This is a genomic window from Sphingopyxis macrogoltabida (assembly GCF_001307295.1).
GTDB lineage: Bacteria > Pseudomonadota > Alphaproteobacteria > Sphingomonadales > Sphingomonadaceae > Sphingopyxis > Sphingopyxis macrogoltabida_B.
Map to the genome: position 1 here is coordinate 2,231,295 of NZ_CP012700.1, position 17,106 is coordinate 2,248,400.

The following is a 17,106-nucleotide window of genomic DNA, read 5'->3' on the forward strand; positions in this document are numbered from 1 at the left end:
AGCCGCACCCGGCGCGGGCGCGGCTCTCTCGCCAGGGGGACTGGCTGACAAAGCCCGTCCTAGAAGCTGAACCTCACCCCGGCCGCATAGCGGGCAAAGCCGGGCGATGCGAAGGTCACGTTGTTCGTGTGCCGAAGGTGTCCGCGCCGGCTTTCCCCGGTCAGGTTGATCGCCTCGACGAAGGCCGTCAGGCCGGGCATGAACTCGTAACTCGCGCTGGCGTCGATCTGCCAATATTCCTCGATATAGGTCGGGTTGGCGCCCGTCTGTGAGAGGAACTTGTCGCGCCAGTTCCATGCGACGCGCGCCTGGATCGGCCCCTTGTCGTAATAAAGGACGGCGTTCGCACTGTCGCTGAGACCGGTCAGCGCGAACTGCGTCACCGACGACGGCTGCGTATTGTCATAAGTCGCACTGCCGTTGACGATCGTATAGTTCAGGATAACGCCGAAGCCGGTATCCCAGAAGCTGTGCTGGAGCGCGAACTCCCATCCGTTGAGCGATGCGGTCTGGTCGCTGTTGACCGGCTGGGTCACCTCGAAATTCACCAACGGATCGCCGGCTGCCGCATGGATGACCCCGGTAAAGGGCGTGTTCCCGCCACCGCCGGTGATCGTCACCGAGTCGGGGAAATTCTCGAAGATATATTGCCGAATGTCGCCGACGGTCGCACCGGTTCCCAGTGCCGCAATTGCCGCCTGCCACCGGGGCCCGTTGACCGGGGTGGTCAATCCGAAGGCGTTGGTGTCGACGCGGGTGGTCGAGATGAAATTGCTGACATCCTTGTGGAAATAACCCACCGACACATAGCTGTCGGGCGCATAATACCATTCGGCCGACAGGTCGATGTTCTTCGACTTGTATGGGACGAGACCCGGGTTGCCTTGCGCGCCGGTGCCGCCGCCGACACGGAACAGTGTGTCGAGCGTCCGTCCGCCCTGCATATTGGCATAGTCGGGACGGGTGATCGTGTGGCTATACGACGCGCGCAGCTTGACATTCTCCATCGGCGAAACGTCGAGGTCGAATGCCGGCAACCAGTTGTCGTAAGATCCCTTAAAGCGGGTGAATTGACTTTCGCCCGAGAAGACGACGTTGAACTCGTTCTCGCCGACCCAGTCGGTGGTGGCGGGCGCCGGCACCAGCGCCGCCGACAGAATATCGGTCGTTTCGTACCGGATGCCCGCGACGAAATGCGCCGGATTCTGGAACAGGTCGAATTCGGTGGCGACCTGCAGATAGGGTGCGATCGTGCGTTCGGTGATGCGGCGGTCGGTGTTGAACACGGCAAGGCAGGTGCCCGGCTGCGCAGCACCGGTCAGCGGGTTGCTGCACGTCTGGTAATTCTGTTCGACGAGGTCGGCCATCCGCTCGAAATCGAAAGTGTAAAAGCTCTCGATCATTCCCGGCTGCGCCAATCCCGGGAACTTGTCGGGCACCGTCACCAGCTTGAAAATATCGTCGGGAATGTCCGACGCCGGCCCCGCGCCGCCCCAGGTGTCGTCGTTCTGGATCGTGCCGAAGGCCGAACGCACCTTGCTGTCGATATAGGAGACCCCGAAATCGATGGTGTCGAGGAAACCCGCATCATGGTCGTAATGACCGCGGAACTGGACCTGATTGATCCGGTTGCGGAAATAGGCGTTGCGGAAGGCATTGCCGGTGGGGGTGATCAACGAGACGTCAAGCGGGTCGATCCCCGGATACATTTCGTACGAAATCACCGGGAGATCATTTTCGAAATTGATTCCTTGCCCCCGAACCCCGAACACGGCGTTGCCCAGCGACATGCTCGAACCGAAGCGGTTGACCGGCTTCACCGTCGAGACCGAATGATGCGCATCGAACTCGATCGTCACGCCGCCCGGCGCGTCCCATTTCAGGTTGGTGCCCAGCGACTTGTTTTCGCCGCGATTCTCGGTCAGCGCGCCGCTGTACGAAAGATCCTTGCCGCCATAGAGCGCGTTCGGCCCCGGCGTCCCCGATGGCGGCCCGAAGATTTCCGAATAAAAGAGCGGGCCGGCGATCGGACCGTCGGTCCACGCGCTCGACGTATCCTCGTGATTGAACCAGACGCCGACGTTGCTGTTCCGCGTTTCGACCGTGTTGCGCGAATAGACGTAGTCGATCGTCGCGGTCAGATCGTCGGTCGGACGGAATTGCAGGACCGCCTGCCCGTTGATCCGCTCGCGATTGATGTCGTTGAGGTCATATGAGGCGTTCTGCGGCACCTGATAGACGTCGGTCGGCCCCGGACGGTTGGTGATATTGTCGTAACGCGGATCGGGAACTTCCACGCCATTGACGATGCGCGTCGGGTTGGCCAGCGACCCCCAATTGTTTTCGTTGCCCAGATAGCCGTCGCGCCAACCGACATTGGCGGTGTTCACGCTCGCCTTGCGCTTCTGGTACGATCCCGCAATCATGATGCCGATCCGGTCGTCGGCGAAGGTCGAACTGACAATACCCGAAATCTCGGGCGTCACCGGATTGCCCTCGTTGCGCGATGAATCATAGACGCCCTTGACCGCGAGACTGCCGTGCGTGCCAGGCTTGTCGAGGGGGCGCGGGGTGCGGATGTTGATCGTCGAACCGATGCCGCCCGACTCGTTCGTTGCGCGGCCGCTCTTATAGACTTCGACCGCGGCAATGCCTTCGGACGCCAGATTGGCGAAGTCGAACGAGCGCGACGACGGCGCACTGCCGCCGTCGCCGATCAGCGCGGTCGGCATCTGGCGGCCGTTCAGCGTCACGAGGTTGAACTCGGGGCCGAAGCCGCGGACCGTGACCAGCGATCCTTCGCCGTTCGAGCGGTCGATCGACACGCCCGTGATCCGCTGGAGCGATTCGGCGAGGTTGGTGTCGGGGAACTTGCCGATATCTTCGGCCGAGATCGCATCGACGACACCCTGCGCTTCGCGCTTGATGTTCGCCGACGCCTCGAGGCTGGCGCGGATGCCGGTGACGACGATCTCGTCGCCGCCTGCTTCGCCGTCGACGGGAGCTTCCTGCGCCATTGCCGCCTGCGCCATGCCCATCAGGGCCAGCGCGGAACTCCCGGCCAGAAATTTGGCAAACCACTGTTGCTGAGACGCCCGCATCCCTTTTCCTCCCACATCGACCGCTCTTTTCGTGGCGGCATACCCGTTATGTGAACGTTATCTAAATGGGAACGTTATCATTGTCAACGCATCGACTGTCCGTTTCCGGACATTTTGCTGCGCATTTGATGCAGCAAACGTATGCAACATAATCTTGCTGACAGTAAGCTTCAGCGACTCCAGCGCGCGAAAATCGCCGTAGGCAGCAACAGCCCCCTCGCCTCCTCCCGCACCGCGAGTTCGCCGCATTCGATCGTCCCGGGCAGATCAGCGAACAATTGCGCCAGCAATTCGCCGATCGCCAGCGCCGACATACGCACGGCATAAACAGTCAGGAACAGCGCGCGGCTGTCGGCGTCGAGCAACCGGCGGCAGTCGGCGAGCAGCGGCGCCAGCCCCTCCTCGATCTGCCAGCGTTCGCCGCCCGGACCGCGGCCGAACTTAGGCGGATCGAGCAGGATCGCGTCGTACCGGCGCTCGCGCCGCACCTCGCGCGCCGTGAATTTGCCGGCGTCGTCAACGATCCAGCGCACCGGCTTGTCGGCCATGTCGGCGAGCGCCGCATTCTCGCGCGCCTGCGCCACCGATTTCTTCGACGCATCGACGTGCGTTACCGACGCGCCGATTGCGGCCAGTGCCTGGCTGCCGACCCCGGTATAGCCGAACAGGTTGAGAAAGGCCGAATCGGGTTTGTCCGCAAGCCTTTCGCGCAACCAGTCCCACACCGGCGCCATGTCAGGAAAGAAGCCGAGGTGGCGGAACGGCGTGCACGACGCGGTGAACCGCGTTTCGCGCCAGCCGAGCGGCCAGCCTCCGGAAGGTACCGGTTTGCTGTAATACCAGCGGCCGCCACCATCATCGTCCGACGCGGGGATGAACTCGCCATCGGCGGCATCCCATTCGCTGGCAGCCAACGCGGGCTGCCACATCGCCTGCGGTTCGGGGCGGATGAAGCGATAGCCGCCATAGCGTTCGAGCTTGCGCCCGCCGCCGCTGTCGATCAGCCCGTAATCATCCCAAGCCTCCCCGACGAGGGTGCGCAGGGGCGCAAGCTCAGCCACGCGCCGCCTCGGCGAGGATATGGGCCTTTACCGCGTCATAATCGCCGGGCAGCTTCATATAGCGCTCTTCGCGATCGAAAAGATTGCCGAGCCGCGCCGGGAGCGGCGGACGGACGCCCGTCGCGCGCTCGACCGCGTCGCGGAATTTCGCCGGGTGTGCGGTCGCGAGCGTGACCACGGGAATCGCCGGATCGATGTCGAGCCCGCGCGCCGCTGCCAGTCCGACCGCGCTATGCGGATCGATGATCTGGCCGCCATGCTCCTGCGCCCAGCGCAGCGCCAGCGTCATCGCATCGCCGTCGATGCTGGCGCTCGAAAAGAGCCCGCGCGATCCCGCGAGCATGTCGGCGGGAATGGTCATCGCGCGGTTGCGGTCGAAATCGCCCATCATGCCGCTAATCGCCGCGCCGTCGCGGCCGGACAGGTCGAACAGCAATCGTTCGAAATTGCTGCTGACCTGGATGTCCATGCTCGGCGTCGCGGTCGGGGTGACCGTGCCGGCGCTATAGTCGCCGCTGGTCAGCGCGCGGTGGAGGATATCGTTGACGTTGGTCGCGACGACCAGCCGCGCGACGGGCAGTCCGATCTGCGCCGCGACATAGCCCGCAAAGATATCGCCGAAATTGCCCGTCGGGACGCTGAAAGCCACCGGTCGGTCGGGCCCGCCGAGCCGCACCGCGGCGTAGAAATAATAGACGACCTGCGCCATCAGCCGCGCCCAGTTGATGCTGTTCACCGCCGACAGCGTGATCTGCCCGCGCGCTTCCTCGTCGCCGAACAGCCGCTTCACCATCGCCTGCGCATCGTCGAAGCTGCCGTCGATCGCGATATTATGGACGTTTGGTGCGAGCACCGTCGTCATCTGGCGCCGCTGGACGTCGCTGACCCGGCCTTCGGGATGGAGCATGAAGATGCGGATATGCTCGCGCCCCGCCACCGCTTCGATCGCCGCCGATCCGGTATCGCCCGAGGTCGCGCCGACGATGGTGATGTCGGTGTCGCCGCCCGCAAGGAATTTCTCGAACAATTGGCCGAGCAATTGCAACGCGACGTCCTTGAACGCGAGGGTCGGGCCGTGGAACAGTTCGAGCAGCCAGTGGCGATGATCGAGCTGGACCAGCGGTGTCACGGCATCGTGCCCGAAGCGGCCGTAGGCAGCGCGGCACAGCTCGCGCAATTCGTCCTCAGTCAGCACGCCCTCGACGAACGGGCGCATGACGCGCACCGCGGTTTCGACATAATCGAGCCCGGCAAGCGCGCGAATCTCGTCGATCGACATTTGCGGCCAGCGCGCCGGCACATAAAGCCCGCCGTCACTGGCAAGCCCCGCAAGCGTCGCGGCACGAAAGTCGAGGGTCGGCGCAGAGCCGCGGGTGCTGATATATTCCATGACGCCGATGCGCCTAGAGCGGTTTCAGGCGAAATGGAACATTCCGCGGCGCGGAAATCGCTGAAAAACTTCGGCGGCTGCTCAAGGCCGCAAGCGGCGACGGACCGCCAAGATATAGATGACCAGCGCCGCGACGGCGAACAGGAACCATTGCCCGGCATAGGCGAGATGATTGTTCGGCGTGTCGGCGGCCGACGGTACTGCGCTCGCCCGCAAACCGGCCACAGGCGCATCGGCGACAAGCATCGCGCGCGCCGGCGTCGCCTTGCCCGTCATCCGCGCGATCAGCGTCGGCTGCTCGGGGCCTGGGACGATCGTTCCCTGCACGATGCCGCCGGTCCATTTCGGCGGCGCGAAATCATCGCCGATGCCGATATCGACCAGCACGCCCGGCCCTTCGGCGCCGGTGCGGCAATCGGCGACCATCCGGATCCCCGCCTTGCCGGCGCGGTCGGTGCCGCTACGCGGGTCCCAGCGTAACGGCTCGAGGCAGACGACGCTGCTCTTGCGATACAGGAACCTGTCCTCGACCGGCGGCAGTTCGGGATAGGTGACCAGCGACGACATCGCCATGTTGCGCTGATAGAGCGCAATCAGCGCTTCCTTCTCGCCCTTGCGCTGCAACTGCCACACGCCGAGCGCGATCATCACCGCGACGGCGGCGAGGACCAGGATCGTCGGGATCAGCGGCCAGCGCGTTCCGGCCTGCGGTGTCTCGTCAGTCATGCGGTTCATCCATGCGGCGCCCTTCCGCTGCCTTGCGCTGATGCTCGCTCGCCAGCAGCGCGCCCTTGCCGACTCTGAGGCCATAGACCACCGCCGAGGCGGTCAGCGGCACCCAGAGCACGATATGCACCCAAAGCGGCGGCCGGACCAGGGAATCGAGCGTCAGCGCAGCCGCAATCAGCAGCGCGCCGATGATCAGGGTCAGGAACGCGGCGGGCCCATCGCCGACATTATAGGCGCCATAGTCGAGCCCGCACGCCGGGCAGCGGTCGCCGAACTTTACCGGCCCCTCGAACAATGTCGGCGCGCCGCATTCGGGACACAGACCAAAAAGGGCAGCGCGCCAGACCGGCGGCTGCCCCTTTTGAGACTGGTTGTCGACCGTCACTTAGTGCGCGGCGACAGGCGCGCCCCAGCCGCCCCAGACATAGACGATGATGAAGAGGAACAGCCATACGACGTCGACGAAGTGCCAGTACCAGGCAGCCGCTTCGAAACCGAAGTGCTGCTGCGGGGTGAAGTGGCCCTTGTAGGTACGAACGAGGCAGACGATCAGGAAGATCGTGCCGACGAGGACGTGGAAGCCGTGGAAACCCGTCGCCATGAAGAAGGCCGAGGTGTAGTTGATCGTGCCGAAGGGGAACGGTGCCTCGGCATATTCATAGGCCTGGATGCAGCTGAAGACCGCGCCCAGGATGATCGTCGCCCACAGGCCTTTCTTCAGCCCTTCGCGGTCGCCGTGGATCAGCGAATGGTGCGCCCAAGTGATCGTCGTACCCGAGCAGAGCAGGATCAGCGTGTTGAGCAACGGCAGCGAGAAAGCGTCGATGACGTGGATGCCCTTCGGCGGCCACATGGTCGCGGCGGCGGCGCCGTCCTGCCCGAACAGCGAGGTCACCGCACCGTCGACGAGTTCGACGGGCACCGGGAAGAGCGAGAAATCGAACCATGCCCAGAACCAGCCGACGAAGAACATCACTTCGGACGCGATGAACAGGATCATGCCGTAGCGCAGATGGAGCTGGACGACCGGGGTATGGTCGCCGGCATGCGCTTCGTTGATGACGTCCGACCACCAGCTGAAGAAGGTCGCGATCACGCCCATGAAGCCGAGGCCGAGCACCCATTTGCCGGCGCCGCCGAAATAATCGGCGTGCATCGCCATCACGAGCCCGAAGAACATCACCAGAGCCGCGACCGAGCCGATCAGCGGCCAGACGCTGGGATTTACGAGGTGATAGTCATGATGTTTTGCACCGGACATTGCATATTTCCCGTTTTTGCAGCCCCAGCATCGCGATTCCCCATCGCCCGCCGGTCTTGAAAGACTCTGTCGATCGCGGCCTTAGCTCGCGTTTTTGTCCTCGTCTACAGGGTGGAAGGTGTAGCTGAGGGTGATTTCCTGAACGTCGCGCGCGTCGGGGTCGTCCATGATCTTGGGATCGACGAAAAACAGCACCGGCATGCGCATCTGCTGCCCCGGTTCCAGCCGTTGCTGGGTGAAGCAGAAACACTGGATCTTGGTGAAATATTTGCCCGCCTGATCGGGGGTGACATTGAAGCTCGCGGTCCCGACGACCGGATGCGCCGATTGATTCTCGGCGATGAAGATCGCCATGTCGCGCGCGCCGATGCTGACCGTATCGGTCGGATGTTCGGGATAGAATTTCCACGGCAGCTTCGGCGAGACATTGGCGTCGAAGCGAACCGAGATAGTGTCGCTGAGGATCTTCGGCGTCTCGGCGGCGGCGACCGGATCGTAGCGCTGCGTCGTGCCGCCGAAGCCAGTCACGCGGCAAAACAGATTATAGAGCGGGACCGCCGCGAAGCCGAGCCCGACCATCGCTACGGCGAGCAGGGCGGCAAGGCTGCCCGTCTTGGCATTTCGCGACATTGTCTTCATTTGGGGCCCACCATACGCGCGATCGTGATGAAGAAGAAGAGGAAGGCCAGTCCGCCGAGCAGCCAGCCCATCAGATTGGCCCGGCTGCGCTGGCGGCGGCGATATTCTGCTTCGTCGAACGTTTCGGGGTCGAACGGTTCTTGGCGCGGCTCTTCGGTCATAATGTCCACCAATGGTCGGCGACGACAGCGCCGAAGAGAATGAAAAGATAGGCGATCGAATAAGCGAAAAGCCGCTTTTCGGGCTGCATCGGATCGCCCTCGCGCGACACGCGCGTCGCGACCTGGATCGACAGCAGCACGAACAGCGCCGACAGGCCGATCGCCGTCCAGCCATAGAGCGCACCGGCATAACCGAGTGGCCAAGGCGCGATCGCGGCGACCGCCATGATCAGTGCATAAAAGAGAATCTGGCGCCGCGTCGATTTTTCGCCGGCCACCACCGGCATCATCGGGATCCCCGCGGAAGCATAATCCGAGCGCACGAACAGCGCGAGCGCCCAGAAATGCGGCGGCGTCCACAGGAAGATGAGCAGGAAGAGCAACACCGGCAGCGGTGCGATGCTACCCGTCGCGGCAACCCAGCCAATAAGCGGCGGAAAGGCGCCCGCCGCGCCGCCGATGACGATATTCTGCGGCGTCCGCGGCTTCAGCCACATCGTATAGACGAAGACGTAGAACAGGATCGAGACGGTCAGCAGCAGCGCCGCCTGCCAGTTCGATGCGAACAGCATCAGAAAGACCGAGAAGGCCGCCAGGCCGATCCCGAACTGCAGTGCGGTCTGCGGATCGAGGCGGCCGGCGGGCAGCGGCCGCCCGGCGGTACGCTTCATCTTTGCGTCGAGACCGGCTTCATACCATTGGTTGAGCGCACCCGATGCCCCTGCCCCCAGCGCGATCGCGAGGATCGACGAAAAGGCAAGCACCGGGTGGACGCTGCCCGGCGCGGCAAGCAGGCCGCACAGCGCCGTGAACACCACCAGCGACATGACGCGCGGTTTGGTCAGCGCAAACAGGTCGCGCCAGTCGGCGGGAAGCGCCGTTTCGCTATGGGTCAGGCTCTGCGCCATAGCAGGGTCAGTTCCTGTGCACTGCGCGGCCGAGGCGGCAAAATGGCGAACATATCGGACCGAAGGCCCCGCCGGACATGGCGGTTCCATGGCCCAGGGGCATTTGGTTCGAGATGGAAGCCATTTTGCCGTCCCTTCGGGATTTGACCCAATTTGTCCATTGCCGCGTCAGAGCGCCTTGGAATATTCTCATATGCCTGCGCCGCTCTTCCTAGCACTGAACAAATTGGCCTCAAACCTCGGCCGCGCAGTGCACAGGAACTGACCCTTCTTCCGGCCCTAAGGGGCGACGCCCCCTGCCGAAGATTAGCAGGGGGCGAAACCGATCAGGCGATAGTCTTACGCGATCCGGGGCAGTTCGTTGAACTGGTGAAACGGCGGCGGGCTCGACAGCGTCCATTCGAGCGTCGTCGCGCCTTCGCCCCACGGATTGTCGGCGGCACGCTTGCCCGCGAACAACGAGTAGAGGATGTTCACGAAGAAGAAGACCATGCCCACGGCCATGATCACATAGCCGAGCGACGAGATATGGTGCCAATAGGCATAGGCTTCCGCATAGTCGGGATAACGGCGCGGCATGCCCTGCTGGCCCAGGAAGTGCTGGGGGAAGAACATCACGTTGACGCCGATGAAGAAGACCCAGAAGTGCAACTGTCCAAGGAACTCGTTGTACATCCGACCCGACATCTTCGGGAACCAGTAATAGAAGCCGGCGAAGAGCGAGAAGACCGCGCCCAGCGACAACACATAGTGGAAGTGCGCGACAACATAGTAGGTGTCGTGCAGGTTGGTGTCGACACCGCCGTTGGCGAGGACGACGCCGGTGACGCCGCCCACGGTGAACATGAAAATGAAGCCTAGCGACCAGACCATCGGGGTCTTGAAGCTCATCGAACCGCCCCACATGGTGGCAATCCAGCTGAAGATCTTGATGCCCGTCGGGACGGCGATGACCATCGTCGCGGCGGTGAAGTACATCTTGAGGTTCACGCTCATGCCGACGGTGAACATGTGGTGCGCCCACACGATGAAGCCGACGACGCCGATCGCGACCATGGCATAGGCCATGCCGAGATAACCGAACACCGGCTTGCGGCTGAAGGTCGAGATGATCTGGCTGACGATGCCGAAGCCCGGCAGGATCATGATGTACACTTCGGGATGGCCGAAGAACCAGAAGAGATGCTGGTACAGCACCGGATCGCCGCCGCCGGTGGCGTCGTAGAAGGTGGTGCCGAAGTTGCGGTCGGTGAGCAGCATGGTGATCGCCGCAGCGAGAACCGGCAACGCGAGCAGCAGCAGGAAGGCGGTGACGAGCACCGACCACACGAACAGCGGCATCTTGTGCAGGGTCATGCCCGGTGCGCGCATGTTGAAGATGGTGGTGATGAAGTTGATCGCGCCGAGGATCGACGCCGCGCCCGCAAGGTGGAGCGAGAAGATCGCCATGTCGACCGCAGGGCCCGCAGAGCCGCTGGTCGACAGCGGCGCATAGACCGTCCAGCCGGTGCCGGCGCCATGACCGCTACCCCCCGGAACGAAGCTCGATCCGACGAGCATGACGAAAGCGACGGCGGTGAGCCAGAAGCTGACGTTGTTCATGCGCGGGAACGCCATGTCGGGTGCGCCGATCATCAGCGGCACGAACCAGTTGCCGAAACCGCCGATCATCGCCGGCATGACCATGAAGAAGACCATGATCAGGCCGTGGGCGGTGATCAGCACGTTCCACAGGTGCTTGCCCGCAACCTCGTCGGCACCGCTACCCAGAAACGCCGCCCAGCCGGGCAGATACTGGATGCCGGGCTCGGCGAGTTCGAGGCGCATCATGCCCGAAATCGCGCCGCCGACGATGCCGGCGATGATCGCGAAGATCAGATAGAGCGTGCCGATGTCCTTGTGGTTCGTCGACATGAACCAGCGGACGAAAAAGCCCGGGGTGTCGTGATCATGGTCGTCATGCGCATGGTCGTGGCCGTGCGCGGGTGCAGTCGCTGCGATATCGGTCATCTGTCGGACCCCTTGGATTATTTCTTGGCGGCCGGGGCAGCGGCGGGAGCCGCAGCCGGCGCTGCTTCAGTCGTGGCGGCAGCCGGCGTGGCCGGCGCGGGAGCGGGCGCAGCCGCGGCGGGAGCCGGCGCGGCCGCGGCAGGCGCCGCAGCCTCGGGACCGGCGGGGTTACCGCCCTTCGAGCGGACCCAAGCCTCCCACTTGTCGACCGGCAGAACCTCGACGGCGATCGGCATATAGCCGTGATCGACGCCGCACAGTTCCGAGCACTGGCCGTAATAGACGCCGACCTTGGTCGGGGTGAAGGTCGTCTCGTTGGCACGCCCCGGAACCGCGTCCATCTTGGTCCAGAAGGCCGGAACCGCGAAGCTGTGGATCACGTCGGCGCCGGTGATGATCAGCTTCACCTGGCGGCCGACCGGAACAACCATGCGGTTGTCGACGGCGAGGTGATAGGGCTCGCCCGCAGCCTTCGCCTGGTCTTCGGTCAGGATTTTCGAGACATATTCGCCGATGCCCTGATCGGGATAGGCATAGCCCCAATACCATTGGTAGCCGGTGACCTTGATCGTCAGCGCGTCCTTCTTCGGCGGTTCGTACTGCGCGGCGAGCAGGCGAATCGAAGGCACCGCGATCACGGCGAGGATCAGCACGGGGATCGCGGTCCAGATAATTTCGATGAAGGTGTTGTGCGTCGTCTTCGACGGCACCGGGTTCGCCTTGGCGCGGTAGCGGACGACCACCCAGAAGAGCAGGCCGAGAACCAGGAGCGAGATCACCGTGATCACCGGCAGCAGGATCACATGGTTGAACCAATAGGCCTGTTCGCCGATCGGGGTGACCTGCGGCTGGAAGTTGATGCCCGCATCGACCGGCTGGCCGACCCCGGGGGTCGGCTTCATCGGGACGTAAGTCGCGTCGCCCGCGGGAACGGCGGCATCCTTTGCAGCCGGCGCAGCAACCGGAGCCGCCGAGTCAGGCGCTGCCGGTGCCGGAGTCGCAGCCGTCGTCGCGGCGGGTGCTTCGGCAGGAGCCGCCGCCGGCGCCTGCGCATGGCCGGCGCCCACGGCGCCGAGCGACAAAGCCGCCGCGATTACAAGGGTTTTCAAGCTCTTCATAAGGATAGTGCCGCCCGTTGCTTGTTGTTATTCTGATGCTTCATTCCCGCCTTCGCCGACCGCGGACATGCGTCGCGGCCGCCGTCCGGCGGGCTGAATCTCGCGGGCGCTATAGACCCGCTTGCCGCTTGCCTCAAGCATCTCTAACACTATTTTACGGCAGGCAAATCCCGGCCGCCCAAACCCCGCCGTCCACCATGGACGACGGCAGCAACAAAAGACCGATCTCCCGATGACCGACGATGAAATCCTGGCCGAATTCCGCGCCGCCGACGCCCTGCTGCAGGGCCATTTCCTTCTCTCCTCCGGCCGCCACAGCGAATATTATCTGCAGTGCGCGCGCGTCCTGATGGACACGGCACGCGCCGGCCGGCTCGCGAGCGCTCTCGCCGCGAAGCTGCCGCGTGACCTTCGCCAGGCGATCGACATCGTCGTTTCGCCCGCGATGGGCGGCGTCATCATCGGGCATGAAATGGGCCGAGCGCTTGGCAAGCCGGCGCTCTTCGTCGAGCGTCCGACGGGAACCTTCGAACTGCGCCGCGGCTTCGCGATCGATCCCGGCGCCAAGGTGCTGATGGTCGAGGATGTCGTGACGACCGGCCTGTCCTCGCGCGAAGCGATGGATGCCGTGCGCGCCGCGGGCGGCGACGTGATCGCCGAGGCCGCGCTCGTCGACCGTTCGGCGGGCAGCAACATCGACCTTGGCGTGCCCTTCTATCCGCTCGTCGCGATCAACTTCCCGACCTATGCGGCGGACGAGCTGCCGCCCGAACTCGCGGGCACTCCCGCGATCAAGCCGGGCAGCCGGAGCGTCGCCGCTTGACCGGCACCACCCCTTCCCGCCTGCGGCTCGGCGTCAACATCGACCATGTCGCGACGATCCGCAACGCGCGCGGCGGCGAGCATCCCGACCCGGTGCGCGCCGCCGAGATCGTCGCGGCGGTTGGCGGCGACGGCATCACCGCGCATCTGCGCGAGGACCGGCGTCATATCCGCGACGACGATCTTGCCCGCATTCAGGCGGCGACCGATCTGCCGCTCAATCTCGAGATGGCGGCAACCGACGAGATGCTCGAGATCGCGCTGCGCCACATGCCGCATGCCGCGTGCATCGTCCCCGAAAAGCGCGAGGAGCGCACGACCGAAGGCGGGCTCGACGCCGCTGGGCAGCACAACCACCTCGCCCCGATCGTCGGCCGCCTTAACGATGCGGGAATCCGCGTCAGCCTGTTCATCGAACCCGATCCGCGCCAGATCGAGGCGGCGATGCGGCTAAAGGCGCCCGTCGTCGAATTCCATACCGGCCGCTATGCGCATTGCGAGGGCGAAGAGCGCGCCGCCGAGCTGCGCCGCCTCGCCGACGCCGCTGCGCTCGCATGCAAAAACGGCATCGAACCGCACGCCGGGCACGGTCTTACTTATGATAACGTCATTCCGGTCGCCGCGATCCCCCAACTCGCCGAACTCAACATCGGCCATTATCTGATCGGCGAGGCGATCTTCACCGGACTCGATACCGCGGTCCGGCGGATGCGCGACCTGATGGACGAGGCGCGAGGCGCGGTGTGATCATCGGTCTCGGCTCCGACCTCTGCAATATCGAGCGTATCCAGAATTCGCTCGACCGTTTCGGCGAACGTTTCGAAAAGCGCGTCTTTACCGACGTCGAGCGCGCCAAGGCGGCGCGTCGCCCTTTCACCCGCGCGGGAACCTACGCAAAGCGCTTCGCCGCCAAGGAGGCTTTTTCGAAAGCGGTCGGCACCGGTTTCAAGCGCGGCGTGTTCATGAAGGATATCGGCGTCGTCAATGCCCCGTCGGGGGCGCCGACGCTCGCGCTCACCGGCGGTGCGGCCGAACGGCTGGCGCAAATGATCCCCGCCGGTCACACCGCGCATATCCACCTGACGCTGACCGACGACCATCCTTGGGCGCAGGCCTTCGTCATTATCGAAGCAATCAGGGGCTGACCGGGTTATGGCGAAGCAGGCGAACAAGGATGACGGAAGCTGGGGCAAGCTGATCCGCGATATCGTGGTCATACTTCTGCTCGTTCTCGGCATCCATAGCTGCGTCGCCAAGCCCTTCTATATCCCGTCCGATTCGATGATGCCGGTGCTGCGCAACGGCGACCGGCTGATCGTCAGCAAATATCCCTATGGCTGGTCCTATTCGTCGGTCAGCTTCCACCTCGCGCCCAAGATCGAAGGCCGGTTGTTCGGCAAGCTGCCCCAACGCGGCGACATCGTGGTGCTCGAGCATCCGGTGACGCGGATCGACTATATCAAGCGCGTGATCGGCCTGCCCGGCGACACGATCGAACTCAGGAACGGCGAACTCAGCATCAACGGCAAAGCGGTGAAGCGCGAAGTCCAGCCGATGCTGTCGATCCCGGCCGACGCCAACACGCCCGGCCCCGACAGCAGCCTGTTCCGTTTCATCACCCGCGGCGCCGACGGGCGAACGGTCCTCGAGCTGCCGATCGTTCGCGAAACACTGCCCGGCGGCGCGACCTTCGACACGATCGACATGGGACCGGGCTATACGACCGACGATTATGGACCGATCACGGTGCCCGCCAATCACGTGTTCCTGATGGGCGACAATCGTGACGGCAGCGCCGACAGCCGCGTATCGACCGACCGCAAGGGGCTGGGCGGCCCCGTCCCGTTCGACGCCATTGCGGGGCGCGCGGAAATCATCAGCTTTTCGACCGACGGCACGGCAAAATGGCTTAATCCGCTGAGCTGGTTCCAGGCGCTGCGGTCGGGCCGCGCGGGAACCGATCTGCGGCCGGAGCGTGACGCCAAGGCAAAGTAGGAGCGCGGGACATGGTTGAGCGGAAAGAGCGCGCGCAGGCCCGCGCCAAGGCCACCGCCAACGCCCCAGGCCCGACCGAAATCCGCAGCCAGCTCGTGCGTAGCGAGCTTTTGAAGGCGAGCGTCTGGATCGGCCTTGCGCTGTTCATCGGCATCTGCGTCGTCCTGATCCAGCCGATCCTGCTGATCTTTGCCGGCATCGTCATGGCGTCGATGCTCGACGGCGGCACCCGCCTGCTTGGCCGCGTTCTGCCGATCGCCCGCGGCTGGCGTTTGCTGATCGTCTGCCTGTCGCTTGTCGTCTTCCTTGTCTGGACGATGATGTTCGCGGGCTCGCAGATCGCCGATCAGGCCGCAACGCTCCAGACCGTGGTGATGGGACAGGTCGAGCGCATCGCCGCTTGGGCGAGCGAGCATGGCATGGGCAATTTGCAACTCGACACAAAGACGATCACCGACAATCTGGCCGGCACCTTCGGCCGGGTCACGGCGGCAGTCGGTACGGTGCTCGGCGCGCTGACCAGTCTCGTCATGGTCCTCGTTCTCGGCATCTTCATCGCGATCGAACCGCGACTCTACGAACGCGGCGTCGCGTGGATGCTGCCGATGAAAAGCCGCGAGAATTTCTATATCACCACCGCGCGCATGGGATTCACGCTGCGGCGGCTGATGGCGGGACGCCTGCTCGGCATGCTGGTCGAGGGCATCGGAACCTGGCTTGCCTGCCTGATGGTCGGCATTCCGATGGCCGCGCTGATGGGCCTCCTCACCGGCCTGCTCGCCTTCATTCCCAATATCGGGGCGATCGTTTCGGGCGTGCTGCTCGTTCTCGTCGGCTTTTCGGCGGGCACCGACACCGGCCTGTGGGCGATCGCCATCTATTTCATCGTCCAGACCGTCGACGGCTATCTGATCGTGCCGATGGTCGCGAAGCAGACGGTCGACCTCGCGCCCGCCCTCGTCCTCGGCGCACAGATATTGTTCGGCGCGCTGCTCGGCATCATGGGCCTGTTCCTCGCCGACCCGATCGTCGCGATGATCAAGGTCGCATTGGAGCGCGAGGCCGAACGCAACGCGGGGGCGCTGCCTAACACGAAAGCGGCGGCGAGTCCCTGACCCGCCGCCGCTTCCGAAAACCCTGATTGGCCGCTTATTGCTGCGGCTGCGGCGCGCCCGGGGGCGGACCCGCCGGTGCACCGGGGCCGCCGGGACCGCCCGGACCGCCTTGCTGCATCATCTGTTGCTGCTGCATCATCTGCTGCATCGCGCGGACTTCCGCTTCCGACCGGAAATCAATCAGTTCGACATCGAAATAAAGCGTGCTGTTGGCGGGGATCGGCCCCTTGGCTTCTGCACCATAGCCCTTTTCGGGCGGAATGACGATCTTGTACTTGCCGCCCTTTTGCATCTTTTTCAGTGCCTCGCTAAAACCGGGCACGACGCCGGTAACAGGCATCGGCGCCTGCTCTTGCTGGTCAAAAATCGTCCCGTCGCCGAGACGGCCGGTATATTTGATCAACACCAGATCGCCATCGGTCGGGCTCTTGCCTTCACCCGCTTTGACAACCTCGAAATCGCGAACGACTGTTTGCTGCCAAGCGAAGGCTGAGCCTGCAATCAGCAGCACGATCACACCAACCCACAGCAGCCACAGGCCGCCCTTGCTTACCGGACGCAATGGAACCGTTGTGACGCTCATGACCGCTGATCCTTCCCCTGCCCCGGCCGGGGCGCGAATACCGGGCTCGCCTATAGGCGGAGCGGCGCCAAGCGGTCCAGAGGCAATTGCGCGACAAAAGCGCGGGAGGGGCCAGTCCGCTTTGAGGTGGACGGTGGGCGTTCGCCCGCTTTGTGTACCCCGGCGAAGGCCGGGGTCCAGAGCGTTGAAAAACCAGCGCCGCGCACTTGCACC

Annotated in this window: 17 protein-coding genes; 5 read left to right on the plus strand and 12 right to left on the minus strand. The window is 64.1% G+C overall.

The annotated features are described in order from the left end of the window. Nucleotides 1–59: 59 nt before the first annotated feature. From AN936_RS10530 to coxB, 11 genes are all read right to left on the minus strand, one after another. Nucleotides 60–3,101, minus strand: coding sequence for a TonB-dependent receptor (locus tag AN936_RS10530; RefSeq protein WP_054588114.1), 3,042 nt, complete (start codon nt 3,099–3,101; stop codon nt 60–62). Between the two features lie 170 nt (nt 3,102–3,271). Beyond that, the gene (locus AN936_RS10535) at nt 3,272–4,162 is read right to left on the minus strand and encodes a class I SAM-dependent methyltransferase (RefSeq protein ID WP_054588115.1); all 891 of its coding nucleotides are present in this window, start codon (nt 4,160–4,162) and stop codon (nt 3,272–3,274) included. After that, entirely contained in the window at nt 4,155–5,552 is a 1,398-nt protein-coding gene (gene thrC, locus AN936_RS10540; RefSeq protein ID WP_054588116.1) for a threonine synthase, read from the minus strand. Before thrC ends, AN936_RS10535 begins: the two co-directional genes overlap by 8 nt. Nucleotides 5,553–5,633: 81 nt before the next feature. Continuing rightward, nucleotides 5,634–6,278, minus strand: a complete 645-nt coding sequence (locus AN936_RS10545; RefSeq protein WP_054590224.1) for an SURF1 family protein — start codon at nt 6,276–6,278, stop codon at nt 5,634–5,636. Further along, entirely contained in the window at nt 6,271–6,666 is a 396-nt protein-coding gene (locus tag AN936_RS10550; RefSeq protein ID WP_054588117.1) for a DUF983 domain-containing protein, read from the minus strand. Before AN936_RS10550 ends, AN936_RS10545 begins: the two co-directional genes overlap by 8 nt. Continuing rightward, nucleotides 6,667–7,542, minus strand: coding sequence for a cytochrome c oxidase subunit 3 (locus tag AN936_RS10555; RefSeq protein WP_054588118.1), 876 nt, complete (start codon nt 7,540–7,542; stop codon nt 6,667–6,669). An 81-nt stretch (nt 7,543–7,623) separates the two neighbouring features. Continuing rightward, nucleotides 7,624–8,181, minus strand: coding sequence for a cytochrome c oxidase assembly protein (locus AN936_RS10560; RefSeq protein WP_054588119.1), 558 nt, complete (start codon nt 8,179–8,181; stop codon nt 7,624–7,626). Then, complete coding sequence (locus tag AN936_RS25240) at nt 8,178–8,342, minus strand: hypothetical protein (RefSeq protein WP_173585652.1); 165 nt, start codon at nt 8,340–8,342, stop codon at nt 8,178–8,180. The genes AN936_RS10560 and AN936_RS25240 overlap by 4 nt, the downstream gene beginning before the upstream one ends. Continuing rightward, nucleotides 8,339–9,250 (minus strand): heme o synthase, encoded by a 912-nt coding sequence (locus tag AN936_RS10565; RefSeq protein ID WP_054588120.1) that lies wholly within the window; start codon nt 9,248–9,250, stop codon nt 8,339–8,341. The genes AN936_RS25240 and AN936_RS10565 overlap by 4 nt, the downstream gene beginning before the upstream one ends. Nucleotides 9,251–9,589: 339 nt before the next feature. Continuing rightward, a complete protein-coding gene (ctaD, locus tag AN936_RS10570; protein WP_054588121.1) occupies nt 9,590–11,260 on the minus strand; it encodes a cytochrome c oxidase subunit I in 1,671 nt (556 codons plus the stop codon). Between the two features lie 17 nt (nt 11,261–11,277). Then, nucleotides 11,278–12,378, minus strand: a complete 1,101-nt coding sequence (gene coxB / locus AN936_RS10575; RefSeq protein ID WP_054588122.1) for a cytochrome c oxidase subunit II — start codon at nt 12,376–12,378, stop codon at nt 11,278–11,280. A 232-nt stretch (nt 12,379–12,610) separates the two neighbouring features. Here coxB and pyrE point away from each other — a divergent pair, with 232 nt between their 5' ends. Genes pyrE through AN936_RS10600 form a run of 5 tightly spaced genes read left to right on the plus strand, consistent with a single transcriptional unit; the run spans nt 12,611 to nt 16,310 of the window. Further along, nucleotides 12,611–13,201 (plus strand): orotate phosphoribosyltransferase, encoded by a 591-nt coding sequence (gene pyrE / locus AN936_RS10580; RefSeq protein WP_054588123.1) that lies wholly within the window; start codon nt 12,611–12,613, stop codon nt 13,199–13,201. Further along, on the plus strand, nt 13,198–13,947 hold the full coding sequence (locus AN936_RS10585) for a pyridoxine 5'-phosphate synthase (RefSeq protein ID WP_054588124.1): 750 nt from the start codon (nt 13,198–13,200) through the stop codon (nt 13,945–13,947). The genes pyrE and AN936_RS10585 overlap by 4 nt, the downstream gene beginning before the upstream one ends. Further along, nucleotides 13,944–14,345: a holo-ACP synthase gene (gene acpS / locus AN936_RS10590; protein WP_054588125.1), complete on the plus strand. Its 402-nt coding sequence runs from the start codon at nt 13,944–13,946 to the stop codon at nt 14,343–14,345. The genes AN936_RS10585 and acpS overlap by 4 nt, the downstream gene beginning before the upstream one ends. A 7-nt stretch (nt 14,346–14,352) precedes the next feature. Next, complete coding sequence (lepB, locus tag AN936_RS10595) at nt 14,353–15,195, plus strand: signal peptidase I (protein WP_084758281.1); 843 nt, start codon at nt 14,353–14,355, stop codon at nt 15,193–15,195. Between the two features lie 11 nt (nt 15,196–15,206). Next, nucleotides 15,207–16,310 carry an AI-2E family transporter gene (locus AN936_RS10600; RefSeq protein ID WP_054588127.1) on the plus strand — a complete coding sequence of 368 codons (1,104 nt, stop codon included), beginning with the start codon at nt 15,207–15,209 and terminating at the stop codon, nt 16,308–16,310. A 34-nt stretch (nt 16,311–16,344) separates the two neighbouring features. Here the strand turns inward: AN936_RS10600 and AN936_RS10605 are convergent, their stop codons facing one another. Beyond that, nucleotides 16,345–16,893, minus strand: coding sequence for an FKBP-type peptidyl-prolyl cis-trans isomerase (locus AN936_RS10605; protein ID WP_054588128.1), 549 nt, complete (start codon nt 16,891–16,893; stop codon nt 16,345–16,347). Nucleotides 16,894–17,106 lie beyond the last annotated feature (213 nt).

Coding starts and splice junctions, on each gene's coding strand:
- AN936_RS10530 (WP_054588114.1), bottom strand. CDS start 3,101: ATGCGGGCGTCTCAGCAACAGTGGTTTGCCAAATTTCTGGCCGGGAGT.
- thrC (WP_054588116.1), bottom strand. CDS start 5,552: ATGGAATATATCAGCACCCGCGGCTCTGCGCCGACCCTCGACTTTCGT.
- AN936_RS10545 (WP_054590224.1), bottom strand. CDS start 6,278: ATGACTGACGAGACACCGCAGGCCGGAACGCGCTGGCCGCTGATCCCG.
- AN936_RS10555 (WP_054588118.1), bottom strand. CDS start 7,542: ATGTCCGGTGCAAAACATCATGACTATCACCTCGTAAATCCCAGCGTC.
- AN936_RS10560 (WP_054588119.1), bottom strand. CDS start 8,181: ATGAAGACAATGTCGCGAAATGCCAAGACGGGCAGCCTTGCCGCCCTG.
- AN936_RS25240 (WP_173585652.1), bottom strand. CDS start 8,342: ATGACCGAAGAGCCGCGCCAAGAACCGTTCGACCCCGAAACGTTCGAC.
- AN936_RS10565 (WP_054588120.1), bottom strand. CDS start 9,250: ATGGCGCAGAGCCTGACCCATAGCGAAACGGCGCTTCCCGCCGACTGG.
- ctaD (WP_054588121.1), bottom strand. CDS start 11,260: ATGACCGATATCGCAGCGACTGCACCCGCGCACGGCCACGACCATGCG.
- coxB (WP_054588122.1), bottom strand. CDS start 12,378: ATGAAGAGCTTGAAAACCCTTGTAATCGCGGCGGCTTTGTCGCTCGGC.
- pyrE (WP_054588123.1), top strand. CDS start 12,611: ATGACCGACGATGAAATCCTGGCCGAATTCCGCGCCGCCGACGCCCTG.
- lepB (WP_084758281.1), top strand. CDS start 14,353: ATGGCGAAGCAGGCGAACAAGGATGACGGAAGCTGGGGCAAGCTGATC.
- AN936_RS10600 (WP_054588127.1), top strand. CDS start 15,207: ATGGTTGAGCGGAAAGAGCGCGCGCAGGCCCGCGCCAAGGCCACCGCC.
- AN936_RS10605 (WP_054588128.1), bottom strand. CDS start 16,893: ATGAGCGTCACAACGGTTCCATTGCGTCCGGTAAGCAAGGGCGGCCTG.